Raw genomic sequence first — 26,474 nt, forward strand, 5'->3', positions numbered from 1 at the left:
TGCTTTCGATCCGTACAGGGCAAATAAGAACGCGAAACGCTTCGCACCGTCGCCAGAGGAAACGCCATGTTCGCCAAGCGCTACAGGTTCCTGATCGCGTTCCTGCTGTTCATAGCCGGGATCATCAACTACATGGACCGCGCCGCGCTCGGCGTCGCGGCGCCGTTCGTCAAGCAGGACCTCAACCTCTCGCCCTCGGAACTGGGGGTGATCTTCTCGACCTTCTTCTTCGGCTACGCGATCTTCGCCTTCGTGGGCGGGCAGCTCGCCGACCGCTACGGGCCGCGCAGCGTCTACAGCTGGGCCGCCGCCTCGTGGTCGATCCTGTGCATGCTCACGGGCGCGGTGACCGGGTTCGCGCAGATGTTCATCGTCCGCGCCCTGTTCGGCTTCGCCGAGGGGCCCATGAACTCGACCACGAACCGCACCATCACCACGTGGTTCCCCCGCGAGGAAACCGCCCGGACCATCGGCTTCACCTTCTCGGGCCAGACAGTCGGCAGCGCCATCGCGGCTCCGGTCGTCGGCCTGCTGGCGATCCAGTATGGCTGGCGGGTGGCGTTCGTGGCCATCGGCGCCGCCGGCCTGCTCTGGGTCGTGGCGTGGCGCCTGCTGATGACCGACCGGCCCCAGGACAACCCGCGGGTCGATCCCGAGGAGATCGCCCTCGTGGAGCGCAGCCGGGCCGTCACGCACCTCGCGCCCTCCGATCACGCCCGGTCGCTGAAGGAATACCTGTTCCTGCCGAGCACCCTGTCGCTGGGCCTCGGCATGTTCGCGGTGAACTACACCCTCTACATCTTCCTCTCGTGGCTCCCGAGCTACCTCACCGACGCCCTGCACATGCCGGTGAAGGAGATGGCGCTGGTCGCCTCGATCCCCTGGGCCTGCGGCTTCGTCGGCTATGTCGGCGGGGGCGTCATCGCCGATTTCGTCTACACCCGCATGGGCGACAAGCTCGCCGCGCGGAAGATCACCACCATCGTGCCGCTCGCCATCGCGGGCGTCGCCCTGATCGCCGTCAACGCCGCGACGAGCACGGCCATGGCGGTCTCGCTCATCGCGCTGGCCGTGCTGATGCTGACGAGCTCGGTGCAATCCTGCTGGGCGACAATCCACGAGCTGGTGCCCGAGGCGCGGGTCGGCGGCGTCAGCGGCTTCATCCACCTGCTGAGCAACATCTCGGGCATCATCGGGCCGACCGCCACGGGGCTGGCGGTGCAGTATCTCGGCGGCTACGCCAGCGCCTTCGTGATCGCCGCCCTGATCGCGGCGGCCGGCGTCGTCGCCATGGCGATCTTCGTGCGGCGGCCGCCCAACCCGGTGGAAGCCGGCCCCCTCGCCGCGGTCAAGCCCGTCTGATCCAGGCCACCCGATTCAGGAGCAGCGACTCATGAGCGCCGAGACAGTCCCACCCAAACCTGTCCTCCTGACCGGGGCGTCGGGCGCCCTCGGGCGCGTGCTGGCCCGCGCGCTCGGCGCGCAGGGCTGGACGCTCCGGCTCACGGACCGGGTCGCCTTCCCCGATCCCCTGCCCGAGGGGGCGCGGTTCCAGATCGCCGATCTGGAGGACGGGCCGGCGATCCTGCGGCTGGCGGAGGGCTGCGGCACGATCCTCCACCTCGGCGGGATCTCGGTGGAGCATCCGTTCGAGACCGTGATCGGCCCCAACATCCGCGGGCTCTACCACGCCTACGAGGCGGCTCGCCGCGAGGGCGCGCGGATGATCTTCGCCTCCTCGAACCACGCCATCGGGTTCCACGAGCGGTCCGAGGTGCTGGACGACGACTGCGCCCTGGCGCCGGACGGCTATTACGGCCTGTCCAAGGCCTATGGCGAGCTGATGGGCGGCCTCTACCGCGACAAGCACGGGGTCGAGAGCGTGTTCCTGCGCATCGGCTCCTGCTTCCCGGAGCCCACCGACGCGAGGATGCTGGCGACCTGGCTGTCCTACGCCGACCTGACCCGGCTGATCACGCGCGCCACGCTGGCGCCGAGTCTCGGGCCGAAGGGCACGATGGTGATCTGGGGGGCGTCCAACAACAGCCGCATGTCGTGGTGGAGGAATGACGGGCGCGACGTGATCGGCTGGGCGCCACAGGACAGCGCGGATTCCTACGCGCCGGCCCTGGAGGGCAAGACCAGCGGCAACCCGGTTGTGGAGCGCTATCAGGGCGGCGGATTCACAGGGATCGATTATTCGCGGGCGGAGTCCGGCAAATCCTGAACCCAAGTCGCGAGCGCCCTCCCTCCCCCTCTGCGGGCTTATGGTTCGACAGGTTGGAGTTTAGGTCTCTGCGAGGCCCGCTATCCTCGATCTCATTCTCCGATGCAGGAGCCCGCAAGCACTCCACCTTCGTCATGCCGGGGCCGCGCAGCGCGGAGCCCGGGATCCAGACACGCCGCGTGCCAGGATCTTGCACAGTCGGTGTCTCTGGAGTCCGGGCTCGCCTGCGGCGCCCCGGAATGACAGGGGCGGACGCGTCATCCGAAGCGTCCACACGCCTGAGCGACGAATGTTTTGATCCGGAGAGCCCTGGCCCCTCCGCGAGGTAGGGAGAACCGCGTCTCCCGTCAGCGCCCCAAGCACCCCGACGAACTGATGGAAAGCACCATGGCAGACGAGCAGACCACGACCCGGCTGAAATGCGCCCTCGTGGTGCGCGGCGCCTTCGACGCGCATGTCATCCCGGCCTTCGAGGCTTCGGGTGGCCGGACAACGATTCACTGGGCGCCGACCACCGTCATCATGAAGGCGCTCGAGGAGGGCGAGACCGCCGACGCGGTTCTGGTCCTGTCGGATGCCATGGACCGGCTGATCGCGCAGGGTCGCGTCGAGCCGGAGACCCGGGTCGACGCCGTGCGCTCCCGGTACGGCATCGCCGTGAAGGCCGGGGCGCCGCATCCGGACATCGCCACCGTCGAGGCGCTGAAGCGTACCCTCACGGAGGCGCGCTCGGTGGCCTACTCGCGCACCGGCGCAAGCGGGATCTATTTCGCCGGCCTGCTGCCGCGGCTCGACCTGGCCGAGGCGGTCAACGCCCGCGCGACCATCATCCCGCAGGGCTTCACCGCCGAGAAGCTCGTCTCCGGCGAGGCCAACCTCGCCGTGCAGCAGATCAGCGAGCTGATGGTGGTGCCGGGCATCGAGGTGGTCGGGCCGTTCCCCGAGCCGGTGCAGGAGGTGACGACCTTCTCGGCCGCGATCCTGCGCGGCGCGACCGATCGGGCCGGCGCAGCCCGTTTCCTGGCCGGTCTGACGACCGTTCAGGCCGCGGAGGCGTATCGGGCGAGCGGGCTGGAGCCGGCTTTCTGACGAATCGGCTGGTGCCGCTTGCGACGTTGAAGCCGGCCCAGCCACACCCGTCTCGGTGCCGCGACCGCAAAAAAGTCCTTATGCTCGTGCTGTCCGGGCGCTTCATCCCGTCCGAACGGATCGCGCCTGAACATGCTGAAGACAGCCTTCGTTGCCGCCCGCGACCGTCAGCGGCTGTCCGAGATCGCGACCATCCTGATCGGCTTCGGCGTCACCCGCGTGGTGGACCGCCTGGGCCTGCGCTACCTGCCCCTGCTGCCGCGCCGCCAGCCCCGGGTCGACGTCACCCGCCTGTCCGAGCCCGAGCGGCTGCGCCGGGCGATCGAGGCGCTGGGGCCGACCTTCATCAAGTTCGGGCAGGTGCTGGCGAGCCGGCCGGACCTGCTTTCCCCAGCCTGGACCGAGGAGCTACAGAAGCTCCACAGCCAGGTCGTGCCGGTGTCGTGGGAGCAGATCGGGCCGCAGCTGGAGCAGGATCTCGGCGCCTCGCCGCAGGAGGTCTTCGCCGAGTTCGACACCAGCCCCATCGCCTCGGCCTCCATCGCCCAGGTGTACCGGGCGCGCCTGCACACGGGCGAGGACGTCATCGTCAAGGTGCTGCGGCCGAACCTGCGCAAGATCATCGAGGCGGACCTGCGCCTCATGGCGCACGGCGCCCGCATCGTCGAGAACGAGTGGCCCGACATGGCCCGCTACCAGCCGCGGGAGCAGATGCGCCACCTCGCGGAGGGCCTGAACGGCGAGCTCGATTTGCTCAACGAGGCCCGGAATTGCGAGCTGCTCGCCCAGATCTTCGAGGACCGTGACGACATCGTCTTCCCGAAGATCCACTGGGAATACTGCTCCGAGCGGGTGCTGGTGCAGGACTTCATCCACGGCATCCCGCCCAACGACGAGGCGGCGCTCCGCGCGGCCGGCGTCGACAAGAAGCTCCTGGCCCAGAAGGGCACCGACGCCTTCCTGCAGATGGCGCTGATCGAGGGCGTGTTCCACGCCGATCCGCACCCCGGCAACATGCTGGCGCTGCCCGGCAATCGCATCGGCTTCATCGATTTCGGCATCATCGGCCGCCTGTCGCAGCGGCGGCGCTCACAGCTCCTCGTGCTGATCGGCGCCATGCTGAAGCAGGACGCGGACGGCCTGATGGCCGTGCTCCTCGACTGGACCGGCACCAGCAACCCGGACCTGACCCGGCTCCAGGTCTCGGCCCAATCCTTCGTGGAGAGCCACTCGTCGATCCCGCTGAACCTCGGGCTGGTGCTCACCGACTTCATGAACATGGCCCGCGAGAACGATCTCGCCATGCCCACGGACCTCGCCATCCTGTTCAAGGGCCTGGTGACCGCCGACGGCGTGATGCGTCACCTCGACCCGAATTTCGATCTGTTCGCCGCCGCCGGCCCCACGGTGCGGGCCAGCATGCAGACGCAGTTCTCGCTTTCCGCCCTCAAGCAGAAGGCCGAGGCGCTGGGAGTCGGCCTCTACGGCGCCGCCTCGGAGCTGCCGACGCTGATCCACCTGATGCTGGTGCGGCTGAAGCAGGGTCGCGTCACCGTCGAGATCGAGGTGAAGGGGCTCGACAAGGTCACCCGCGGCATCGAGCGCGCCGCCGCGCGGGTGGCGGTGGCGCTGGTTGTGGCGGCATTCGCGACCCAGCTCGCGCCCCGGCTCATCGATCTCGGCACCCCCGTCTTCGTCTCGATCGGTTTGATTATCTTCGTGCTCGGGATCGGCTGGCTCGTGCTGCTGATGCGAAACAAGTAACCGCGTTCGTCACACGCGCCGCCCAAGTCCGAAGTTTTCACCTGCGGCCGAATACAGAGATCAATTGACGGATCTCCGCGCCGTGATAGCGTGAGACATCCAACGATTCGCTCGGTCCTGGGCGGGGATGGCACCAGAAGCGGTCTGAACCGCCGGGGCCGCCCTGCTGCCGACTTCGCGTCGCCGCGCCGCGCGATCGATGGATCTCGGGCGCAGCGCCTCGCACGGGCGCTCCGCCGCGTGGACGAGGGGGCGGGCGATGGATGCGGGCCTCGTGTTGCCGCGAGAGGACGAAGCGGAGCTTCGCCTCAGCACGCTGGAATCGGAGAACATGCGCCTGCGCACGTTGCTGGCGCAGGCCACCGCGCAGGCCGACCGGGAGCGGCAGCGCAACCGGCGGCTCGGCCGCATCGTCGAGGCTGCGAGCCGGATCGAGGCGGGTCGCCTCGCGGCCGAGCGAGCCGAGGCCTTCGCGCCGCCACGGCGGCAGGACGGCGTCCATCTCGTCCGCGGCGCCGCCAACGACTACCTGGAGCTCCTCGATCGCGACGGGCGCCTGATCACCGCCAGCGCCGATGGGCCGGCCCTGTTCGGCGCCGCGGACGACGCGGAGGTGATCGGCCGCCCGTGGATCGATATCTGGACGCGCCCGGAGGACCGGGCGGCGGTCGCCGACGCCCTGGTCAGGGCCCGCATGGGCGGGACGAGCCGCTTCCAGGCACAGCTGGAGACCGGTGGCGCCGTACGCTGGTGGGATGTGGCGGTGACTCCGATCAGCGCGACGCCCGGATGCGCGGAGCGGATCCTCGCGGTCTCGCGCGACATCACCGAGTTGAAGCTGACCGAGGCCCGCCAGACCCTGCTCATGCAGGAACTCGCCCATCGGATGAAGAACACCCTGGCCCTGGTCCAGGCGGTCGCGGCGCAGACCATGCGCAACGCCCCCTCGCTGGAAGCGGCCGGCGAGGCCCTGGCGGCGCGGCTCCTCGCCCTGGCCCAGGCCCACGACGTGCTTCTCCAGGGCTCCTTCGCCCACGCCTCCCTCACGGCCCTCGTGGCCGGGGCGGTTTCCCTTCACGGGGACGGTGTGGCGGACAGGTTTCAGGTCGCCGGCCCGGAACTCACCCTCGGCCCACGGCACGGCATGACGCTGGCGCTCATGCTGCACGAGCTGGGCACGAACGCCGCCAAGTACGGGGCGCTCTCGGTCGCCGCCGGCCACGTCGGCATCACCTGGGACGTGGTGGATGCGGCGGACGGTCCGGCGCTCCGGTTCCGCTGGGAAGAGAGCGGGGGGCCGCCGGTGAGGCCGCCGACCCATACCGGATTCGGCACCCGGCTGATCGCGCGCAGCCTTGCCCACGGCTTCGGCGGGACCGCGCACCTGACCTATCCGCCGTCCGGCGCGGTGCTGACCTTCGAGGCGCCCCTCGGTGCCGTGACGGCGGGCTGATCGCCACCGCCGCGGCCATCGGCGCTGCGGCGGGACGGCTGGCGACCTCCCATCGCGCGATCGCCGGCCCGGCCGGCGGCCACTCAGCGATCGCGGCCGGGCTCCTCTCCATCCGTCGTCTCCGCAGGCCCATCGGACTCGGCACCTGTGGTGAAGAAATCGCTGATCGGCCTATCGAGAGCTTCGGCGAGACGCGTCAGCATCCGCATCTTGAGCTCGCGGCTTTGGGACGATCGATCAGCGATCACGAACGTAAGGCCCCGACCTTCATCCGTGTTGCGCTCACACATCCGAAGTTCCTGTTCACGATCGTACATAGCGAAATCAGACTTGCATTAAACTATAAATCTGCGCTCGAAATACTCACATACGTTGCGAAATCGCTCGGCTGGCGCATGCCGCGATCGATACTGGATAAGGCGCGGCGGCTTTCGCCCAGAGTGCCGCTCACGCTCGACATCGGAACCCGGGAGGGCAGCCCTTCCCCCGGCGGTATCCGGGCAGCCGCGATCATGGCGCGGGTCCTCGGATTCACCGGGGCAGAGGTGCGGGACGGCATCCCTCGATGTCGCCGCAGCGTCCCGCACGCGCGCCATGCTGGGAGCCCTGCTATACGAACCCGGGCGACGGATCGCGGCTTCGCTCAAGGCGGAGTCGGGAGCTTTCCGACGCCACGGAAGCCGACGGTGCATGAGTTCGGGCCCGCGCCAGCGTGGTGCGGAGGTGACGGAGACGGGTTCATCCGGTGCGATCCCTGTTCAAGGCGCGCAGACTCAAGGCATGGGCAGTGCGGATCCTCGCTCTGCTCGGTCTCGTTCTGCCCGCGGCGTGCAACCGGGCCGGCGGGACCGCGCAGACTTGTCCGGCGGAAAGCGTGGATCCGATGTCGGCCGCCGCGCTGGAGCAGCGGATCGTGGCGGCCGCGCCCCTGGGCTGGAGCGTCGTCCGCCGCGCGGACGGAGCGGTGCCGTACGGCGTCGTGCCGGGCTCCAGCGGCCTCGAGCGCGGCTCGATCAGCCTGACGCTCGCCGGGCCGGAGCGCATCGCCATCAGCGGCTATTACTGCGCGTACGGCACGTTCTGCGCGTCGCCCATCGACGCCCGCGAAGCCCTTGAAATCTGGATCATGCCGCTCGCCTTCGCCGAAACGGCAGGACCGGTCCCCTGGACGACCCGCGGCGCATCCCTGATCGCCCGCTGCCGCGGCCGGGCGATCTACGGCTTGGTGTCCCGGTACGCCGGGGACGACCTGGATTTCGACGGCGGCTTCACGCAGGCTTCGACGGAGACGTCTGAGATGCCGCTGCGAGCGGGCGACCTTGCGACGTCCTGGCAGACCTGGCGACAGGATCTCGCGGTGCTGATCCGCTGATCCGAGGCGGCGACGGCCGACCCTCGATCACCCCGGAAGGCTTCCGTGAAGAGTCCCAGGTACCGTCGGCGTCACGGGCGCAGCGAAGCGAGCTCGGACCGCCTCGGCACGCGGAAGGCCCGATGTCCGTCGATCCCGCGGATTCAGACCAGCGCGCCCACTTCAGCCCTCAGATCCTGCATGGCTGCGAGCGTCCTGTCGCGAAGCGTCCTGAGGTCGACCAGCGGAGCCGTCACGTCGTCGCCCGCCTTGACGGCCTGCTCAAGACCGCGGCAGGCCATCGAGAATGCCGCGCAGCCGAGCATGCCCGACATCGACACGAGGGTGTGCGCCTCGCGTCCGTAATCGGCGGCCGCGCGGTCGGCACCGTCGAAAGCTGTGGCGAGGCTGAGGACGAAGCGATCGAGGATGCGGACAAGCTTCTCCGTGCCGATCACGGCCGTCAGCTCGTCGAGCGCCTCCTGATTCACGAGGGACTGTGACACCGTCCGTCTCCAGCTGCGAATCCGCCGTGCGATCCGAGAGCAGCGCGCCGTCGCGGCGCGTCGGGATCTGGATCGCGCGGCCTGGACGACACTCCTTGATAAAGATCGTTTAGCAAAGCTTAAGGCATCAGGCGAGCGTGCCGAGGAAAACGCGTGACGGTCCCGCGCACTGTGGCGATATTCACGACACCAGCACCACGTTTTCAACTCAAAGTTAAATTCGTTCTCTAACCTACAACCGAATTGCTGGTCGCGCGGTTTTCGCAACTTCCGGCGCGCCCGGCTGGGTTGGCGATCATTGCTCAGGGCGACACGCGACGTGGCACAGGGCTCCGTCGTAAGACGGGAAGGACAGGGGCGAAGGATTTCAACCGTGATCGACCGGACGCGGCCGTGACGGCCTACAGCCTGCGGACCCGGCTGCTTGCCCTATGGGTGTTGCTGCTGGTCTCCGCCTTCGCAACGGCCTACCTGATGTGGGGCGTCTACAACCAGTCGACGGGCGTCCAGGTCGCCCAGGCGGAGATCGGGGTCGATCGGGCCTGCCGCGCGCTGGCCGACCGCTACGCTACCCTGGTCCGCCTGCGCGACGGCGGGACGATGGAGGGTGACATCCTCGCCGTGGTCGAGGCGGCGCTCGGCGCTTCTGCCGGTATCGAGGGCGGGATCTGGAGTTCCGCGGACGGTTCGATCGCGTACGCCTATCCCACCTACGAGGGCACCGGCCGGAAGACCGACCTTCCGGCTGCCGAGCAGGAAACGATCGCGGCCCTCAACGCACAGGCCCTGCGCGCCGACCGCGCGGTCTCCCTGCGCCGGCCGAGCCGCACGCAGGTGCTGCTGCTCCAGAGCTGCCCGCTGCACGGCCCTGAGCTAGGCCTCACCGCCTGGACGATGGGCCGTGCCCACGTCAACGAAGGCCCGACCTACACGCGCTTCGTGGCGGGCCTCGGAGTCCTGGCCGCGACGGTGCTCGGCTCTGCGGCCTTCCTCGGCTGGTTTCTCTACGGCTTCTCCGGGCGCATCGCACGGCTTGAGGCCGCTCTCGCGGCCCAGCGAACCGGCGACGAGGATCTGCCCCATCTGGAGCGCACCGGCGAGCGAGAGCTCGACCGTCTGGTCGAAGCCCTCAACGCTGCAGGCGTCCGGCTGAGAGAAGCTCGGACGCGGGCCGTGGCGGCCGAGCGCCTCGCCGCGGTCGGGCGCCTCGCGGCAAGCATCGCGCACGAGATCCGCAATCCGATCGCCGCCATGCGGCTGAAGGCCGAGAACGCCCTCGTCAGCGCCGATCCAAATCGAGCCGCCGCCGCCCTGGAGGTCGTCCTCGGCCAGATCGCGCGGGTCGACACGTTGCTGCGCGACTTGCTCAATTTGACCCAGGCACGCCCCCTGAACCGGATGCCGACCGCCGTAGCGCCGCTGCTCGCGGAATGCGCGCGACTGCAGGAGGATCTCGCCCGGGCTCGTTCGGTGCGGATCGAGGTCGCTGCCGTAGGGCTGCCCGTAACCGACCTCCCGCATATCGACCGCGCGCAGATCGCCCGCGCCCTGGATAACCTCCTGCTGAACGCGCTCCAGCACACGCTGCCGGACGGCCGGGTCTGCCTCGGGGCCGATCGGGTCGTGGTCGATGGCGGCGTCCGCCTCCATATCCGCGTCAGCGACACCGGGCGCGGCATCGAACCGGCGATTTACTCCAGCCTGTTCGAACCCTTCGTCACGACCCGGGCGGACGGGACCGGGTTGGGCCTTGCCATCGTGCGGGAGATCGCTCTCGCGCACCGGGGGGCGGTCGGGCTGGACGAGGCTGCTTCCGAGACTACGTTCCTGCTCGACCTGCCATGGCGACCATCCTGATCGTCGATGACGACCGGGCCCTGCGCGAGGGGCTCTCCGAGACCGTAGCCGACCTTGGACACACGCCCCTGCCGGCGGCGTCCGGCTCGGAGGCTTTGGCGCGGCTGGATGAATCGCCCGTGGCTGCAGTACTCCTCGATCTCCGGATGCCGGGCGACCTCGACGGCATGGCCACGCTGGAGCGGATCTGCACGCGGCCGAATCGGCCGCCCGTGACCGTTTTGACCGCCTTCGCGAGCCCGGCCAACACCATCGAGGCGATGCGGCTCGGTGCGCATGACCACCTGACCAAGCCGATCGGCCGTGCCGACCTTGCCGCTGTGCTCGAAGCGATGCTGAAGACGGCTTGTCTGGAACCAGCCGCCCCGATCGAGAAGGTTGGCCATCAAGGCCTCGTCGGATCGAGCGCGGGCATGCGGCGGGTGCAGAAGACCATCGGCCTCGTCGCCGACACGGCTTCCACGGTGCTGATCCAAGGTGAGACCGGCACTGGCAAGGAGGAGGTGGCACGCGCGCTCCACGCCTTCGGCCGGCGGCGGACGCGGCCGTTCATTCCCGTGAATTGTGCGGCGATCCCTGGTGAGCAGCTGGAGAGCGAACTCTTCGGGCATCTCCGCGGAGCGTTCCCGGGGGCTGCCGGGGACCGGGCCGGGGCTTTCCACCAGGCCGAGGGCGGCACGCTGTTCCTGGACGAGATCGGCGACATGCCGGTCGCCATGCAGGCCAAGATCCTGCGCGTGATCCAGGATTGCGTCGTGACTCCCCTCGGCGGCCGGCCCGCACTGGTCGATGTCCGCCTCGTCGCCGCCACCCATCGCGACCTGCCGGCGCTGGTGACCGAGGGCCGATTCCGCGCCGACCTCTATTACCGCCTCGCCGTCGTGCCCATCGCCCTGCCGCCCCTTCGCGAGCGCCTGGCCGACATCGTGCCGCTCGCCGAGCACTTCCTGGCCCCGTCGGGCAAGCATCTCAGCGGGAGCGCCGCATCCCGACTGCTCGCCTATGACTGGCCCGGCAACATCCGCGAACTGCGCAACGTCGTGGAGCGGGCGGCCATGCTGGTGCGCGGCGGCGCCATCACGGGCGGCGACATCGACCTGCCGGCGGCTCGGCCAGAACGACGCAGCGAGGACGGTATCCCACAGGATTGGCTGAACGGCGACCTGCCCGGAGCGGTCGCGCGGCTTGAGCGGACCATGATCGCCGCGGCCCTCCGAGAGACCGAGGGCAACCGTGCCCGCGCCGCTCGCCGGCTCGGCATCCAGCGGCAGCTCCTGTACGCGAAAATCGAGCGCTACGGGCTCGGCGCGCCGGGTGGCGAGATGTCGGGAGACGCGACATCCGATGTCGGGATTCCCGACGTTTCCGGGGATAGCGACCGGGGGTAAAGCCTTCCTCGCGAAGAGTTTCGCGGCGAACCGGGGGCTGGTCGAGGCTCGACGGGAACCGATCGGGCGGGCGAGCGTCAAGCACCGCGTGTGACCGTGCGGCCCAGATCGGAGCCGTGCCGGGCGTCGATCGGGGGATCGCGGCAGGATGGACAGGATCGAGACAGGCGCCAGGTCGCGCGCCGACGGCACCCGGGCGCCGTCCACGAAAGCCCTGCGGGGCCTCGATGCGCTGAATTTCTTCCTCGCCGACGTGCGCGACGGTCTCGGCCCCTATCTCGCGATCTACCTGATCGCCGTGCGCGGTCCCGATCAGGGCTGGAACGAGGCCACGACCGGCCTCGTCATGACTATTGCGGGGATCCTCGGCCTCGTCGCCCAGACGCCGGCCGGCGCCTTGATCGACGCCACCAACCACAAGCGCGCCGTCGTGATCGGCGGCGCCATCGCGGTGACGGCGAGTTGCCTCGTCCTGCCGTTCATCTCGAACTTCTACCTTGTGACCGCCACCCAATCGGTCGCCCATGTCGCCGGCACCATCTTCCCGCCGGCTCTCGCCGCCATCACGCTGGGCCTCGTCGGCCCGAAGATGTTTGCCAAGCGGATCGGCCGCAACGAGGGCTTTAACCACGCCGGCAACGCGGTCTCGGCCGCAGTCGCCGGTGGCCTCGCCTACTTCTTCGGGCCGGTGGTGGTGTTCTGGCTGATGGGCATCCTGGCCGCGCTCTCGATCGGCGCGATGCTGATGGTGCCGGCCGACGCCATCGACAACGACCTCGCCCGCGGCATGACCGAGGGCGAGGTCGAAGTGCAGGACAGGCCGTCGGGCCTCGCCACCCTGCTGCAGAACCGGGCGCTCCTGCTCTTCGCGGTCCTCTGCGCGATTTTCCACCTCTCCAATGCGGCGATGCTGACGTCGGTGGGCCAGCTCCTCACGCATCTGTCGGGCAAGGACCATGCGACGTCGCTGATCGCCGTCTGCATCGTGGCGGCCCAGTGCGTGATGGTTCCGGTGGCGATCTTCGTGGGAGCCAAGGCCGACGCGATCGGCCGCAAGCCGATCTTCCTAGCGGCCTTTGGGGTGCTCGCCCTGCGCGGCGTGCTCTACACGCTGTCGGACAACCCGTTCTGGCTGGTGGGCGTTCAGCTCCTCGACGGGATCGGCGCGGGCGTCTACGGCGCGCTGTTCCCGATCGTCGTGGCCGACCTGACCCGCGGCGGCGGCCGTTTCAACGCCGCCCAGGGCGCGGTGGCCACCGCGCAGGGGATCGGCGCGTCGCTCAGCGCGACGCTCGCCGGGGTCATCATCGTGTCGGCGGGATATTCCACCGCGTTCCTGGCGCTGGCGGCCATCGCGGCGTTGGGCTTCGTCCTCTACCTCGCGCTGATGCCCGAGACCCGCAGCGCGGCGGCCGTCGGCAGCGAGCCCGAGAGCGGCACCGGCCTGCCGCCGGCAGTGCCAGCGAGCGCCTAGGCGGCGTTCGCACAGACTGCCCACTAGGCGGGCGCTGCGAAGACGATGGGGGCGGCGGCGACCAACTCCATCAGGGCCGGTGCCGCTGTCTGCACGTCACGGCGTGATGGCGAGGGACGCCTCCGCCGGCGTGGTCACGGCGACAGCCTCCGGCGGCGCCTTGCGCGACACGTAGTAAAGGTCGACAGCGTGCCAGAAGGCGCCCTGCTCTTCGGCAGACCGGCGGGCGAGCGAACCTTCGAGGATCGCCATCGCGGCCCGCGCGGGCTCGCTCCGCTCGAGTTCCTCGAGCAGGCCAGCGAGATGCAGCATGGGGCTTACCTCCGAACGGACAGCAACCCCCAATAACGCCCGAGCTTGCGTAACGATCCGTCCCGCGATGCGCGTCGGCGTCCCGCACGATCCTTGCCTCGTGCAGGCACGTGGCTACCATCGCTTGGTCGAGTCCGACTCGCTTATCCCTCAACCGTCGAGGATCACCGATGTTCTCAAGCCGAAGCGGCGCGGCTCTTGCCACACGCGGAGCGGTCTTGGCCGCGGCCCTGGCCGGCGGACTCGGGGCAACCCACCTCAGTGCCCGCGAGATGCCGGAGGCCGACACCACCGTAGCCGCGAGGAAGCCGAACGTCGTGATTCTCGCCACCGGCGGCACGATCGCCGGTGCCGGCGCGGATGCCGCCAACAGCGCGACTTACACGGCCGCCAAGGTTCCGGTGGACAAGCTGATCGCCGCCGTCCCTCAGATGAGCACTGTCGCCAATGTCCGCGGCGAGCAGGTCTTTCAGATCGCGTCCGAGAGCTTCACGGATGCGCAGCTCGTCCAGCTGGCCAAGCGTGTCTCGCAACTCCTGAAGCAGGACGACGTCGACGGCGTGGTCATCACCCACGGCACCGACACGCTGGAGGAGACCTCCTACTTCCTCGATCTCGTGGTGAAGAGCGACAAGCCGATCGTGGTGGTCGGCTCGATGCGGCCCTCCACGGCAATCTCGGCGGACGGCGCCCTCAACCTCCTCGACGCCGTGACGGTGGCGGCCAGCAAGGAGGCGATCGGCCAGGGCGTCACCGTGACGATGAACGATTACATCCAGTCCGGTCGCGACGTGAACAAACGGACGAACGTCGTGCCCAGCGCCTTCTACAGCCAGTGGGGCCCGCTGGGCATGGTGGTCGAGGGCAAGACCTATTTCTTCCGCTCCCTCTCGAAGCGGCACAACGCGAATTCCGAGTTCGACATCGATCAGATCGACAGCCTTCCGCTGGTGGGCATCGTGTACGGCTCGGGCAACATGATCCCCGGCGTCTACGACGCGGAGGTACAGGCCGGCGCGAAGGCGATCGTCAACGCCGGCACCGGCAACGGCTCGGTGCCGGGCTACCTCGTCGACAAGCTGAAGGACATCCGATCCAAGGGCACGATCGTGATCCGCTCCTCCCGGGTGCCGGACGGCTTCGTCCTGCGCAACGCCGAGCAGCCCGATGACAAGTACGACTGGGTGGTCGCCCACGACCTGAACCCCGCCAAGGCCAAGATCCTCGCTGCCGTGGCGCTCACCAAGACGAGCGACACCAAGGAGCTGCAGCGCATATTCTGGGAGTATTGAGGGGCGTCGATGCGGAGGTTCGGGATCCGCGTGTTCCCCTCCCTCTTGCGGGAGGAGAAGGCGCCTCTGCCAGAGGTGTGTGACGCTGCAAGCCACCTGAGGGCGTAGGAGGGCGCGTCTAGCACCGCTTCGCCCGGGTTACATCGCGCAGCGCACCGCCTAGATACCCGCCCAGCGATGCGGTCGCGGGCCTGAGCCGACTCACGGCACCAGCCTCGCGCCTGTCCGCACCAAGCCTGGAGGAACGAGCATGACCGAGCTTCATCCCGAGGTCGCGGCGGTCACCGAGCGCGTCGTCGCGCGCTCCCGCGAGACCCGGCGCGCCTATCTGGACCTGATCGCCCGCGAACGCGAGGCGGGGGTCCGGCGCGGCAGGCTCGCCTGCGGAAACCTCGCCCACGGCTTCGCGGCCTCCGGCGAAGACAAGGCAGCGATCCGCGACGAGCGGACGGTGATGAACGTCGGCATCGTCACCGCCTACAACGACATGCTCTCGGCCCATCAGCCCTACGGGCGCTATCCGGACCAGATCAAGCTGTTCGCACGGGAGCGCGGCGCCACCGCGCAGGTCGCGGGCGGGACGCCGGCCATGTGCGACGGCGTCACGCAAGGCCAGACCGGCATGGAGCTGTCGCTGTTCTCCCGGGACACGATCGCGCTCTCCACGGCGGTCGCCCTGAGCCACGGCATGTTCGACGGCGCGGCGCTGCTCGGCATCTGCGACAAGATCGTGCCGGGCCTGCTGATCGGGGCGCTGCGCTTCGGCCACCTGCCGACGATCCTGATCCCGGCCGGGCCGATGCCGTCGGGTCTCGCCAACAAGGAGAAGCAGCGGATCCGCCAGCTCTACGCCGAAGGGAAGGTCGGCCGGGCGGAACTTCTCGAATCCGAGTCGGCCTCCTACCACACGGCCGGAACCTGCACGTTCTACGGCACCGCCAACTCCAACCAGATGATGATGGACATGATGGGCCTGCACATGCCGGGCGCGTCCTTCATCAATCCCGGCACGAAGCTGCGGCAGGCCGTGACGCGGGCGGCGATCCACCGGCTCACCGAGATCGGCGGCGCCGGCAACGATTACCGCCCGCTCGGTCTCTGCGTCGACGAGAAGGCGATCATCAACGCAGCCGTCGGCCTGCTGGCCACGGGCGGATCCACCAACCACGCGATCCACCTGCCGGCCATCGCCCGGGCGGCCGGCATCGTGATCGACTGGGAGGACATCGACCGGCTCTCCAGCGCCGTGCCGCTGATCGCCCGGGTCTATCCGAACGGCGCGGGCGACGTGAACCATTTCCACGCCGCCGGCGGGATGAGCTTCGTGATGGCCGCGCTGCTCGATGCCGGCCTGCTGCACGACGACATCCTCACCGTGGCGGGCCAGTCCCTGCGCGACCACGCCCGCGACCCGAGGCTCGACGGCGAGGAGCTGGTCTTCGAGGACGCGGTGGCCGAGAGCCTGGACGACACCATGCTGCGCCGGCCGACAAACCCGTTCCAGCCGGATGGCGGCATGCGGCTCGTGAAGGGGAATCTCGGCCGGGCGACCTTCAAGACGAGCGCCGTCGAGGAGCACCGCCGCACCATCGAGGCCCCGGCCCGGGTTTTTTCGGATCAGGACGAGGTGCTCAAAGCCTTCAAGGCCGGCGAGCTGGAGCGCGACGTCGTGGTGGTGGTCCGCTTCCAGGGCCCGAAGGCCAATGGCATGCCGGAGCTGCACAAGCTCACCCCGCCGCTCGGCGTGCTGCAGGACCGCGGCCACAAGGTCGCCCTGGTCACGGACGGGCGCATGTCGGGCGCGTCGGGCAAGGTGCCGGCCGCCATCCATCTGAGCCCCGAGGCGCTCGGCGGCGGCCCGATCGGGCGGATCCGCGACGGCGACATCGTCCGCCTCAGCGCGGCCGACGGGCTGCTGCAGGTTCTGGTCGACGACGCGGAATTTGAGGCCCGCCCCGTGTCCGAGGCGCCGGAGCTCGCACAGGGCACCGGGCGGGAGCTGTTCGCATTCATGCGTCACGGGGCCGACACGGCGGAGCGGGGCGCCTCGGCGATGCTCGCCGCCGCCGGCCTCTGAAACCAGCAGGGAGTTGCCGACCATGAACGATCTGACCAGCATCGACGCGCTGATGCGCTCCGTGCCCGTCATTCCGGTCCTGGTGATCGACGACGTGGCCCAGGCGCGGCCCATCGCCGAGGCCCTTGTGAAGGGCGGCCTGACCGCCCTGGAGGTCACCCTGCGCACCCCGGCCGCCCTCGACGTCATCCGGGAGATGACCCGGGTCGAGGGCGCGGTGGTCGGCGCTGGGACGGTGCTCAATCCGCGCGACCTCGACAGCGCGCTGGCGGCCGGGGCCGAGTTCATCGTCTCGCCGGGTCTCACGGAGCCGCTGACCGACGCCGCCAAGGCCAACGGGGTGCCCTACCTGCCGGGTGTCGCCACGGCGGCCGACATCATGCGCGGCCTCGACCACGGCCTCGACCGGTTCAAGTTCTTCCCGGCCGAGGCCGCGGGTGGGATCAAGGCGCTGAGGGCGCACGCGGCGGTGTTCGGGCAGGTGCGGTTCTGCCCGACGGGCGGGATCACCGAATTGAGCGCCCCTGACTGGCTGGGGATCCCCTCGGTGCTCTGCGTGGGCGGGAGCTGGGTGGTGAAGCCCGGCACGCCGGATCCAGCGACAATCGAGCAGGCGGCTCGGGCCGCCGCGGGACTGCGGAAGGCGGCACACGGCTGAACTGGCGTGCGGACTCCCTCTCCCCTCTGCGGGGGAGGGTGGCCCCTGCGTCAGCAGGGGTCGGGAGAGGGGAACCCGGGTTCAGGAAAGGGCGCGACCGGCACAACGGACAGAGCGCAATTCTGCACCGTCGCTCCCCTCTCCCGACCCGCTTCGCGGGCCACCCTCCCCCGCAAAGGGGGGAGGGAGAGCAGCGGACAGGGTGCGCTCTACTCCGCCGGCAGCGGCTGCCTCTGGTCCCTCGGAATGAAAACCCCTCCCTCCGGCTCCAGCGTGATGCGGCGGTCGTGGAAGGCGTCGAGGGTCGAGCGGTGGCCGATCGACACGATGGTCGTGCCGGGTAGCCGCTCCCGCAGCATCCGGTAGAGCGCCGCCTCGGAGGGCTCGTCGAGGGAGGCCGTCGCCTCGTCGAGGAACAGCCATTCCGGCTTGGACAGCAGCGCCCGGGCGATGGCGAGCCGCTGCTGCTCGCCGCCCGAGAGCCGCCGCTCCCAGGTATCGGTCTCGTCGAGGCGATCCACAAGATGGGTGAGCTGCGCCGCGGTCAAGGCGTCCCGGATGGCCGAATCCGAGAATTGGTCGGTGGTGTTCGGGTAGACGACGGCGCCCCGCAACGTGCCCTGCGGGATGTAGGGCCGCTGCGGCAGCAGCAGTGCCGATTGGCCGGCGGGCACGTCGACCCGGCCCTTGCCGAAGGGCCAGATTCCCGCGATCGCCCGGAACAGGGTCGACTTGCCCGAACCGGAGGGACCCGTGACCAGCGTCGCGCCGCCGCGCGGCAGCGTCAGGGTTTCGGCGGTGACGATGGGGCGCCCGTCCGGCAGGGCGAGGACGAGTCCGCGCCCGGTGACGTCGCCGGTGCTCTCGTTGCCCTGGACCAGACCGTAGCCGGCATTCTCCAGCGCCTCGGCCTTGGTCATCGCCCGGCGGAAGGAGCCGAGACGATTGGTGTTGGCCTTGTAGGCGGCGAGTGTCGTGTAGGAATCCACGAAGAACGAGAGCGAGCTCTGCACCTGGCTGAAGGCCTGAGAGGTCTGCTGAAGCGCGCCCAGGGTGATCTTCTTGGCGAAGAACGAGGGCGCCGCCAGCACCATCGGGAAGATCACGCTCGCCTGCCGGTAGCTAAACGTGAAGGCGATCAGTTTGATGCGGCGGAAGATGATCCCGATGTAGTTGTCGATGACGCTGTGGAACAGCGTCGCCAGCCGCGAGGCCTCGGCGCGCTCGCCGCGCAGCAGCGCGATCTGCTCGGAATAGATGCGGTTGCGGGCGAGCGCGAAGCGGAAATCCGCCTCCACCCGCTCCTGCCGGAAGTCGAGCCCGATGAGCGGCCGGCCGATCAGGTGGGTGAGCCACGTGCCGACCACCGCGTAGGCGATCACCAGCCAGACCAGGAAGCCCGGGATCACCGCATCGGTGAACGGCACGACGAAGTCGCGCGACAGGGTCCAGAGGATCACGATGAACGAGACGAGCTGCGCGGCTTGGCTCAGCAGCCGGATCGACAGCGTCGTGGTCTGCACGATGAAGCTGTTGACGTCGGCCTGGATGCGCTGATCCGGGTTGTCGGCCTCCTCGTCGGTGAACGGGATCCGGTAATGCGTGCCGTTGCCGAGCCAGCGCTCGTAAAGGCTGTGGGTCAGCCACGTTCGCCAGCGGATCAGCAGCGAGGAATCCACGAACAGGTCGAACATGCCGATGGCGATGTTCAGCGTGGCCAGCGGCACGAACACCCAGAGGAGCTGGTACCAGAAGGCGTTGGCGTCGTACTCCTGCAGGGAGTTGTAGATATCGCGGTAGAAGAAGTTGAACCGCAGCGTCAGCGCCACGTCGGCGAAGTTCACGAAGATCGAGAGCGCCACGAGGTTGCGGCCGATCCGGCCCTCGGTGGTGCCGAACCAGCGGAACAGGCCGATCTCCTTGGTCGGCTTGTCACGGTTGGCGAAATACGGGTCGGCGATGTTGGTGATGGCGCGGATCGGCTCGAGATACGAGATGCCCAGCACGATGGCGGCGAAGACCACCGCGCCGGTGGCGGCGAAGGCCGGCGGCAGGAGGGCCGCGATCACCGGCGGCAGCAGGCCCATGGCCGCGATGGTCTTCGATCCGGCGAGCAGCAGGTAGCCGACGCCGTAGACCGACACGAAGACCTTCAGGTAGGCCGAGATGCCGTTCGAGGCGATCAGGATCCCGGCAAGCGCGAAGCCGGCGAGCGAGACGTAGAGCGGCGGGCTCGGGATACCGGGGAATGCCAGCAGGATCAGCGCGGCCAGGGCCGTGAGCACGGCCTGGATCCCCAGTCCGGTCCTGAGTGCTGCCACGCGTCGATCCCCCATCCCGTCCGCGCCCGGCAGGGGGCGCAACCCGGCGGCCTTGGCCCCGGGTGATGGCGAGATAAGGGCACGTGGCCCGCGCTGTCGCGTGAAACTTTGGTCACGTTCCGTGCGTGCGGCGATTTACACCGGCTGCACGCCTACCAGTTCCACTCTTCGAAGCCGGGCTCGCGGCAATGATAGCCGATCGGGCATTGCGGATTGTCGCGGGTCGGCACGAAGCGCAGCTCGGCGATCTCCGAGCCGCCGCAGCGGCCGGGCCCACTGACGAAACGCTCCGGAGGGCCGCCGGTGGCGATCACGACGTCCCCCTCGCCCTTCACCAGCGCCATCGCCTCGGCGCAGGTCATCCGGGCCGTGGGCGACGACCCGCGCGGCGGCCGCGACTGGGCGAACGCATCCACCCCGGTCGCGACGGCGGCAAGGTGGGCGCACAGCAGGGCGAGGACCAGCGGCCTCATCAACAACGGGTTCCAACACGTGCCCGGGAAGAATGCCCACGAGCTCGGCGCCATCCTGCACAAGCCGGCGGCCCGAGACTGTCACCGGAATGCGCCACCGGGCCGCTTTCGCCGTGGGACCGCCGCAATCGGCGGATTATGAGATTCCCGGGACCGCCGTGCGGGGCCGCGCCGGCGTGAGCGCGGAGGTTCGGCGCAGGCGGCCTCGGCATGCCCCGCCCGACCGGCCTTCCGGCACGCGTCGTGGCGTGCGGCGGGCCGGAGATCGCCTGCCGGAGACGCCAGCCGGAGCCAAGGGACCCCCACGATGTCCGCCCTCTCGATCCTCGACGTCTCGGCGGTGCGCGCCGCTCCCGTTTCCCGCGAACCCTACGCCTACGCGCTCGGCACCAACGTGCTGAACCCGGAGGCGATCGACGACATCCGCCGCGACTTCCCCGACATCGCCAAGCCCGGCTACCTCACGGTGGATGAGGTGGCCCTGAAGGGTCGCTTCAAGGCGCTGATCGACGAGCTGGAGAGCGACGCGTTCTCGGAAATCCTCGGCGAGAAGTTCGGAATCGACCTCGTCTCGTGTCCGCGCCTCACCACGATCATGCGGCGCAGCCAGCTCAAGTACGGCTCGATCCACACGGACGGCCCCTCGAAGGTGTTGACGCTCCTCGTCTACATGAACGACGCCTGGGACGCCCCGGCCGCCGGCCGGCTCCGGGTGCTGTACGACGGGCGGAACTACGAGCCCTTCGCGGTGGAGGTGCCGCCCACCATGGGCACGATGTTCGCATTTCTGCGGGCGGACAATTCCTGGCACGGTCACGAGCCGTTCGAGGGCGAGCGGCGCGTCGTCCAGGTCGCGTGGCTCAAGGACGCGTCGGAGCTGGAGCGCAAGCGCAAGCGCAACCGGACGGCTCAGTTCCTGAAGGGGATCTTCGGCCGCTGACCGGACGACCGGGGGGGTGACCATGGGGGCATTGGTGCTGGCGGATCCAGGCGGCGGGACGCGTCCCGGCTCCAGGCGTCGCTACGCCGTGCCGGTTCTGCTGATCGCCGGCTGGCTCGGCCTGTTCGCCTACAGCGCGGCCTACCTGACGGAGGATCTGCCGTTCCGCAGTCCATCAGTCGGCGCGGCGCCCTCCATCGATATGCCCTCGGAGCAGCAGGCGGCAGCCCGCCGCGTGGTCCTGCTGGATGCACCCGCGCGCAGCGCCCCGGAGTCGTCCGTTCCCGCACCCGCGCCGGCCGACCCGGCGGCGGCACCCGCTCAACTCGCACGGTCCGCGCCGGCGGCCGCCGGTGCCGCGGTCAGTTCCCCGACGAGTGCAGAGTATGTCGGCGTATGGGGTCCGACACCCGGAGCCTGCGGAGCTCCCTCGCGGCGGCGCGGCTACATCCCCGCGACGATCACCCCGGATCACGCGAGGGCCGGCCGAACCCTCTGCACCTTCCACGACACGCGCCGCACCGGAAACGCCTGGGTCACGGTTGCCGACTGCACCGATCGTGGCCGGCGCTGGTCCTCGCAGGTTCGCCTGATGGTGGACGGCGACCACCTGACGTGGTCGAGCAACCGCGGCAGCACCACCTACGTGCGTTGCGGCCGGCGCACAGGCTGACGTCGTCCATTCGAGTTCTGCGGCCTCACCGTCCCTCCGACGCCCGGAGGACGATCCGCGCGGCGGCGCGGCTCGGCGTGTCGTTGTCCGGGAGCCTCATCCGCCCGTCGATCCGGGCGAGGGCGGCGAGCTGCGCGTCGCGGGGAGCGCCCTCCGTCAACAGGGGCAACAGCGCCTGAGCGAGGGTCGTCGGCGCGCACTCCGCCTGGACGAATTCCGGCACGGCGTTCTCACCGAGGATCAGGTTCGGCAGCACGATGCTGGGGACCTGGATGAGCCGGCGGGCGATGAACTCCTCCGTCCGCGAGACCTTGTAGGCGACGACCATCGGCACGCCCGCGAGCGCCAGTTCGAGCGTCACTGTGCCGGAGGCGGCGAGCGCCGCGCGGGCGCCCCGAAACGCGGCGTATTTCGGCGCCTCGCCGGTGACGATCCGCGCCGGCACCGGCCACGCCGCCGCGAGGCGCTCGACGAGACCGCGGTGGCGCGTCACGGCCGGCAGAACCGCCTCGACCGGATGGGCGCGGGACACACGCTCCAGCACCTGCCCGAAGACCGGCATCAGCCGCTCGATCTCGGACCGGCGCGACCCGGGCAGCACCACGAGGCTGTGCGGGCCGGCGTCGCGGGTGCGCTGCTCCGGACCTCCCGGGCGCAGCTCCGCGAGGCGCTCGATCAGCGGGTGTCCGACATAGGTGCAGGGCGGTCCGCCCAGACGCAGATGCGCGTCCGGCTCGAAGGGAAGAAGCGCCATGACATGGTCGATGAAGGGGCGCATGCCCTTCGCCCGCCAGGGGCGCCACGCCCAGACGCTCGGCGAGACGTAATCGACGATGGGGATGCCGGGCGCCGCCTTGCGCACCCGCCGCGCCACCGCGTGGGTGAAGCCGGGACTGTCGATGATCACCAGCACGTCCGGCCGGGCGCGCACCGCCGCTGCCACGGTCTCGCGGATGCGCCGCAGGAGCGTCCGGGCCCGGGCGAGCACCGGCAGGTAGCCCATGACCGCCACGTCATCGAGGGGGAACAGGGAGACGAGCCCGGCCTCGGCCATCGCCTCGCCGCCGACGCCGCCGAAGGTCGTGTCCGGCGCCGCCGCGCGCAGCGCCCGCATCAGCTTGGCGCCGAGCTGATCGCCGGAATCCTCGCCGGCGACGAGCCAGATGGTGCGGGACCGGGCGGCGCTCACGGGGCGCTGCCGTAGCCGACGACGAACAGCCCGAGGCGGTCGGCCTCCGCGGCGGTGGCGGCCCGGTCGATCACCAGGGTGCCGCCCGCCTCCAGCGCGAGGCCCACGCAGCCGGCTTTCGCGGCGTTGCGCACCGTGCGCGGCCCGATCGCCGGCAGGTCGACGCGCAGGTCCTGACCGATCTTGGGTGCCTTCACCAGCACCGTGGCGGGGAGCGGACGCCCCCGACCGAACGGGCGGCGTCCGAGGGCGCGTGCGCGGGCGAGCATCCGGTCGGTACCTTCGGGGCCCTCCACCGCCAGCACCCGTTCTCCCGCCACCGTGACGGCCTGACCGAGATCGTAGGGTGAGAGTGCGTCCAGGACGCCGCGGCCGGTGCGGATCGACGCCGCCGCCGCCGCATCGGGTGAACGCCGCCCGATCGGACCGTCCGGGCAGAGCAGGTCCGGCGCCGCCTCGTGGACGCCGAGGACCCGGTGCCCCTCCTCCTCGACGAGGGCCAGGGCGGCGCGCAGGAGGCGGTCGTCCCCACCGCCCGCGATCGCCCGCAGGGCCTCGCGGTTGCGCAGCGCCGCGCCGGCATTGAGGATGGCGGCCGGGCTCGGGCGGGAGACGCCGCCCGCCGGCACAACCACGGCCGGCCCCCAGCGCCGCAGCAGCTTCAGGGTCGCGGCGAGGTCCAGGAGATCGACGGTGGCGTCGGCGCTGGCCTGCAGGGCCTGCCCGGTGAAGCCGCGCAGGGCGATCACGCGGAACGGCCGTTGGGCCCGGCGCAGGGATTCGGCGACGAGTTCCGGCAGGCGCCCGGCCCCGGCGATGAGGACGAGGGCCTCTCCGGGCTTGGGATCGGCCGGCACGATCCGCCCCTCAGGCGGCGCTGATCGGGGTCGGCACCTCGCGCGGCGTGCAGATCGAGCGCTTGCCACCGCTGCGGATGAAATCGAGGATCTCCCGCACGGCCGCGTGGGACTCGAAGGTCGCGGCCACGTCCTCGACGCGCTCCATCAGCGTGCCCTCCGGGGCGAAGAGCAGGCGGTAGGCCCGCCGCAAGGCGTGGATGTCCTCCCGGGCAAAGCCGCGCCGCTGCAGCCCGATGATGTTGAGCCCCGACAGGGTCGCCCGGTTGCCGAGCACCATCCCGTAGGGAATGCAGTCGTTCTCCAGGCCCGAGAGGCCGCCCACGAAGGCGTGCGCCCCGACTCGGGCGAACTGGATCACGGCGGCGCCGCCGCCGAGGATCGCGTAATCGCCCACCGAGCAGTGGCCCGCCAGCATCACGTTGTTGGAGAAGATCACGTGATCGCCGACCCGACAGTCGTGGCCGACATGGGAGTTCGCCAGGAAGGTGCAGTGGTCGCCGACCGTGGTCTCCAGGCCGCCGCCGCTGGTGCCGGGATTCATGGTGACGCCCTCACGGATCAGGCAGTCGGACCCGATCGTGAGCGTGGAGGCCTCGCCCCGGTATTTGAGGTCCTGCGGCGGGTGCCCGATCGACGCGAACGGGAAGATCCGGGTGCGGGGCCCGATCGTGGTTCGGCCCGCCACCACCACGTGGCTGTTGAGCTCGCAATCCGGACCGAGCACGACCTCGGGCCCGACGTGGCAGAAGGGACCGATCCGGCTCCCGTCGCCGATCGCGGCGCCCGGCTCGACCACCGCGCTCGGATGGATGAAGGGCGCGCTCACTCCGTCACCAGCATGGCGCCGATCTCAGCCTCGGCCACCAGCGTGCCGTCGACCCGGGCCTCGCCGCGGAACCACCACATGGTCCGGCGCTGGTTCGTCTTCTTCATGTGGAAGCGCACCTGGTCGCCGGGCGTGACGGGCTTGCGGAACTTGCACTTGTCGATGGTCATGAAGAACACCTGCTTGGTGCGCAGCTCGTCCGTCCGGATGTGACGACAGCAGATCGCGCCCGCCGTCTGCGCCATGCCCTCGATCAGGAGCACGCCGGGGAAGACCGGCAGCTCCGGAAAGTGCCCCATGAATTGCGGCTCGTTGGCGGTGACGTTCTTGATGCCGACGCAGGATTCGTCACCGTCGATCTCGACGATGCGGTCCACCATGAGGAACGGGTAGCGGTGCGGCAGCAACTCCAGCAATGTCTGGATATCGGCTGTGCCCAGCTCACCGCCGGTCTCGCGCGCCGCCTCACTCATCTGAATCCGCACCTCGACGTGCCGCTCCGGGCGGCCTGACCTCCGGCCGCCGACGGCGAACGGACCGCCCTCTTCGGAAGAAATCGCCGGAAGCGCAAGACCTTCCGGACCGGTCGGCGACACAGCGGGAGGCGTGCGGCACACATCGGCGGCCTGCGTCTCAGGCCTCGTCGTCCGCCCCGGCCTTCCCGGACCGCTCCGCGAGGCGGGCCAGCGTCGTCAATTCGCGGAACCACGCGCGCACAGGCTTGGCGGGCGTGCCGCCCCAGCGGCTGCCCGGGGGCACGTCCCGATTGACGTTGGAGGAACCCGCGATCTGCGAGCCGCGGCCGATCCGCAGATGGCCGACGACGCCGACCTGCCCGCCGAGGACGACGTAATCCTCCAGCGTGGTCGAGCCCGAGATCCCGACCCCCGACACGATCACGCAGTGCCGGCCGATCACCACGTTGTGGGCGATCTGCACGAGGTTGTCGATCTTGGTGCCCTCGCCGATGACGGTGTCGCGCGAGGCGCCCCGGTCGATCGTGGTGTTGGCGCCGATCTCGACGTCGTCCTGGACGATCACCCGGCCGACCTGCGGCACCTTCAGATGGGTGGCGCCCATGGCGAAGCCGAATCCGTCCTGGCCGACCCGGGCGCCGGGGTGGAGGATCACCCGGTTTCCGAGGAGCGCGTGGCTGAGGGTCGTGCCGGCCCCGATCGCGCAATCCCGGCCGATGCGCACGCCGGGGCCGATCACCGCGTTCGGGCCGATCACCGTACCGGCTCCGATCTCGGCGCCCGGCCCGATCACCGCCCCGGGATCGACCGTGACCCCCTCTTCCAGCCGCGCCTCCGAGTGGACATGGGCCCCCGGCGCGACGCCGCGGGCTGCGAATTGCGAGCCGGGACGGAGCGCATCGGGATGCAGGCGGCCGAGCAGCGCCGCGTAGGCGCGGTAAGGGTCGCGGCTGACGAGAGCGATCGTGCCGCCGGGACAGCGCGCCGCGAAGCGCGGCGAGACCAGACAGGCGCCGGCCCGCGTGGCGGCGAGGGCTTCGCCGTAACGGGCGTTGTCCATGTAGGCGAGGTGCTGCGGGCCGGCGCTCTCGAGCGACGCGGCACCGGCGAGCCGGTGCTCCGGATCCGCCCCTTCCGGAAGGGCCGCGCCCGCGGCGGCCGCTATCTCGGCCAGGGTGAGGCCAACGGCAGCAGTGAAGAAGACGGGATCTGACATGCGCACCAACGCGCCGGCCGGAGATAGATCCGGCCGACGCGCGAGGTTTTTA

General features: G+C 70.0%; 24 protein-coding genes. 14 read left to right on the forward strand and 10 right to left on the reverse strand.

Annotated elements, in window-relative coordinates:
• Window positions 1-66 precede the first annotated feature (66 nt).
• From ACLBX9_RS15145 to ACLBX9_RS15165, 5 genes are all read left to right on the forward strand, one after another.
• A complete protein-coding gene (locus tag ACLBX9_RS15145) occupies window positions 67-1,362 on the forward strand; it encodes an MFS transporter (RefSeq protein WP_010682871.1) in 1,296 nt (431 codons plus the stop codon).
• A 31-nt stretch (window positions 1,363-1,393) separates the two neighbouring features.
• Complete coding sequence (locus ACLBX9_RS15150) at window positions 1,394-2,227, forward strand: NAD-dependent epimerase/dehydratase family protein (protein WP_447719498.1); 834 nt, start codon at window positions 1,394-1,396, stop codon at window positions 2,225-2,227.
• 387 nt (window positions 2,228-2,614) lie between these two features.
• Window positions 2,615-3,316: a molybdate ABC transporter substrate-binding protein gene (locus ACLBX9_RS15155; RefSeq protein WP_447719499.1), complete on the forward strand. Its 702-nt coding sequence runs from the start codon at window positions 2,615-2,617 to the stop codon at window positions 3,314-3,316.
• A gap of 132 nt (window positions 3,317-3,448) precedes the next feature.
• On the forward strand, window positions 3,449-5,080 hold the full coding sequence (locus tag ACLBX9_RS15160; RefSeq protein ID WP_447719500.1) for an ABC1 kinase family protein: 1,632 nt from the start codon (window positions 3,449-3,451) through the stop codon (window positions 5,078-5,080).
• Between the two features lie 259 nt (window positions 5,081-5,339).
• Window positions 5,340-6,533 carry a sensor histidine kinase gene (locus ACLBX9_RS15165; RefSeq protein WP_447719501.1) on the forward strand — a complete coding sequence of 398 codons (1,194 nt, stop codon included), beginning with the start codon at window positions 5,340-5,342 and terminating at the stop codon, window positions 6,531-6,533.
• Between the two features lie 83 nt (window positions 6,534-6,616).
• Here the strand turns inward: ACLBX9_RS15165 and ACLBX9_RS15170 are convergent, their stop codons facing one another.
• On the reverse strand, window positions 6,617-6,850 hold the full coding sequence (locus tag ACLBX9_RS15170; RefSeq protein WP_447719502.1) for a hypothetical protein: 234 nt from the start codon (window positions 6,848-6,850) through the stop codon (window positions 6,617-6,619).
• A gap of 566 nt (window positions 6,851-7,416) precedes the next feature.
• On the opposite strand from ACLBX9_RS15170, the gene ACLBX9_RS15175 reads away from it, so the two are divergent.
• Window positions 7,417-7,905 (forward strand): hypothetical protein, encoded by a 489-nt coding sequence (locus ACLBX9_RS15175; RefSeq protein WP_447719503.1) that lies wholly within the window; start codon window positions 7,417-7,419, stop codon window positions 7,903-7,905.
• Between the two features lie 143 nt (window positions 7,906-8,048).
• Here ACLBX9_RS15175 and ACLBX9_RS15180 read toward each other — a convergent pair whose 3' ends face one another.
• Window positions 8,049-8,390 (reverse strand): Hpt domain-containing protein, encoded by a 342-nt coding sequence (locus ACLBX9_RS15180; RefSeq protein ID WP_010682864.1) that lies wholly within the window; start codon window positions 8,388-8,390, stop codon window positions 8,049-8,051.
• A gap of 393 nt (window positions 8,391-8,783) precedes the next feature.
• Here ACLBX9_RS15180 and ACLBX9_RS15185 point away from each other — a divergent pair, with 393 nt between their 5' ends.
• The 3 genes from ACLBX9_RS15185 (at window position 8,784) to ACLBX9_RS15195 (ending at window position 13,109) form a co-directional block, all read left to right on the forward strand.
• Window positions 8,784-10,247: a sensor histidine kinase gene (locus tag ACLBX9_RS15185; RefSeq protein WP_447719504.1), complete on the forward strand. Its 1,464-nt coding sequence runs from the start codon at window positions 8,784-8,786 to the stop codon at window positions 10,245-10,247.
• Window positions 10,232-11,635: a sigma-54-dependent transcriptional regulator gene (locus tag ACLBX9_RS15190; RefSeq protein WP_447719505.1), complete on the forward strand. Its 1,404-nt coding sequence runs from the start codon at window positions 10,232-10,234 to the stop codon at window positions 11,633-11,635. Before ACLBX9_RS15185 ends, ACLBX9_RS15190 begins: the two co-directional genes overlap by 16 nt.
• A 148-nt stretch (window positions 11,636-11,783) precedes the next feature.
• Window positions 11,784-13,109, forward strand: coding sequence for an MFS transporter (locus tag ACLBX9_RS15195; RefSeq protein WP_447719506.1), 1,326 nt, complete (start codon window positions 11,784-11,786; stop codon window positions 13,107-13,109).
• Window positions 13,110-13,205: 96 nt separating this feature from the next.
• Here ACLBX9_RS15195 and ACLBX9_RS15200 read toward each other — a convergent pair whose 3' ends face one another.
• The gene (locus ACLBX9_RS15200) at window positions 13,206-13,421 is read right to left on the reverse strand and encodes a hypothetical protein (protein ID WP_010682860.1); all 216 of its coding nucleotides are present in this window, start codon (window positions 13,419-13,421) and stop codon (window positions 13,206-13,208) included.
• A 170-nt stretch (window positions 13,422-13,591) separates the two neighbouring features.
• Between ACLBX9_RS15200 and ACLBX9_RS15205 the strand changes: the two genes are divergently transcribed.
• From ACLBX9_RS15205 to eda, 3 genes are all read left to right on the forward strand, one after another.
• Window positions 13,592-14,713, forward strand: coding sequence for an asparaginase (locus ACLBX9_RS15205; protein ID WP_010682859.1), 1,122 nt, complete (start codon window positions 13,592-13,594; stop codon window positions 14,711-14,713).
• 250 nt (window positions 14,714-14,963) lie between these two features.
• Window positions 14,964-16,790 carry a phosphogluconate dehydratase gene (gene edd, locus ACLBX9_RS15210; RefSeq protein ID WP_447719507.1) on the forward strand — a complete coding sequence of 609 codons (1,827 nt, stop codon included), beginning with the start codon at window positions 14,964-14,966 and terminating at the stop codon, window positions 16,788-16,790.
• 22 nt (window positions 16,791-16,812) lie between these two features.
• Window positions 16,813-17,448: a bifunctional 4-hydroxy-2-oxoglutarate aldolase/2-dehydro-3-deoxy-phosphogluconate aldolase gene (gene eda / locus ACLBX9_RS15215; protein WP_447719508.1), complete on the forward strand. Its 636-nt coding sequence runs from the start codon at window positions 16,813-16,815 to the stop codon at window positions 17,446-17,448.
• A 209-nt stretch (window positions 17,449-17,657) separates the two neighbouring features.
• On the opposite strand, the gene ACLBX9_RS15220 is transcribed toward eda, so the two are convergent.
• Window positions 17,658-19,769, reverse strand: a complete 2,112-nt coding sequence (locus ACLBX9_RS15220) for an ABC transporter ATP-binding protein/permease (protein WP_447719509.1) — start codon at window positions 19,767-19,769, stop codon at window positions 17,658-17,660.
• A 152-nt stretch (window positions 19,770-19,921) separates the two neighbouring features.
• Window positions 19,922-20,242 carry a hypothetical protein gene (locus ACLBX9_RS15225; protein ID WP_447719510.1) on the reverse strand — a complete coding sequence of 107 codons (321 nt, stop codon included), beginning with the start codon at window positions 20,240-20,242 and terminating at the stop codon, window positions 19,922-19,924.
• 307 nt (window positions 20,243-20,549) lie between these two features.
• On the opposite strand from ACLBX9_RS15225, the gene ACLBX9_RS15230 reads away from it, so the two are divergent.
• Window positions 20,550-21,182 (forward strand): 2OG-Fe(II) oxygenase, encoded by a 633-nt coding sequence (locus tag ACLBX9_RS15230; RefSeq protein ID WP_010682854.1) that lies wholly within the window; start codon window positions 20,550-20,552, stop codon window positions 21,180-21,182.
• Window positions 21,183-21,204: 22 nt separating this feature from the next.
• On the forward strand, window positions 21,205-21,855 hold the full coding sequence (locus ACLBX9_RS15235) for a peptidase inhibitor family I36 protein (protein WP_447719535.1): 651 nt from the start codon (window positions 21,205-21,207) through the stop codon (window positions 21,853-21,855).
• Window positions 21,856-21,880: 25 nt separating this feature from the next.
• On the opposite strand, the gene lpxB is transcribed toward ACLBX9_RS15235, so the two are convergent.
• From lpxB to lpxD, 5 genes are all read right to left on the reverse strand, one after another.
• Complete coding sequence (gene lpxB / locus ACLBX9_RS15240; RefSeq protein WP_447719511.1) at window positions 21,881-23,044, reverse strand: lipid-A-disaccharide synthase; 1,164 nt, start codon at window positions 23,042-23,044, stop codon at window positions 21,881-21,883.
• Window positions 23,041-23,904 carry an LpxI family protein gene (locus ACLBX9_RS15245; protein WP_447719536.1) on the reverse strand — a complete coding sequence of 288 codons (864 nt, stop codon included), beginning with the start codon at window positions 23,902-23,904 and terminating at the stop codon, window positions 23,041-23,043. The genes lpxB and ACLBX9_RS15245 overlap by 4 nt, the downstream gene beginning before the upstream one ends.
• Window positions 23,905-23,911: 7 nt before the next feature.
• On the reverse strand, window positions 23,912-24,730 hold the full coding sequence (gene lpxA, locus ACLBX9_RS15250) for an acyl-ACP--UDP-N-acetylglucosamine O-acyltransferase (RefSeq protein WP_447719512.1): 819 nt from the start codon (window positions 24,728-24,730) through the stop codon (window positions 23,912-23,914).
• A complete protein-coding gene (gene fabZ, locus ACLBX9_RS15255) occupies window positions 24,727-25,203 on the reverse strand; it encodes a 3-hydroxyacyl-ACP dehydratase FabZ (RefSeq protein ID WP_010682849.1) in 477 nt (158 codons plus the stop codon). Before fabZ ends, lpxA begins: the two co-directional genes overlap by 4 nt.
• A 160-nt stretch (window positions 25,204-25,363) precedes the next feature.
• The gene (gene lpxD / locus ACLBX9_RS15260; protein WP_010682848.1) at window positions 25,364-26,422 is read right to left on the reverse strand and encodes a UDP-3-O-(3-hydroxymyristoyl)glucosamine N-acyltransferase; all 1,059 of its coding nucleotides are present in this window, start codon (window positions 26,420-26,422) and stop codon (window positions 25,364-25,366) included.
• Between the last annotated feature and the right edge of the window lie 52 nt (window positions 26,423-26,474).

Source organism: Methylobacterium sp. A49B, assembly GCF_053346215.1.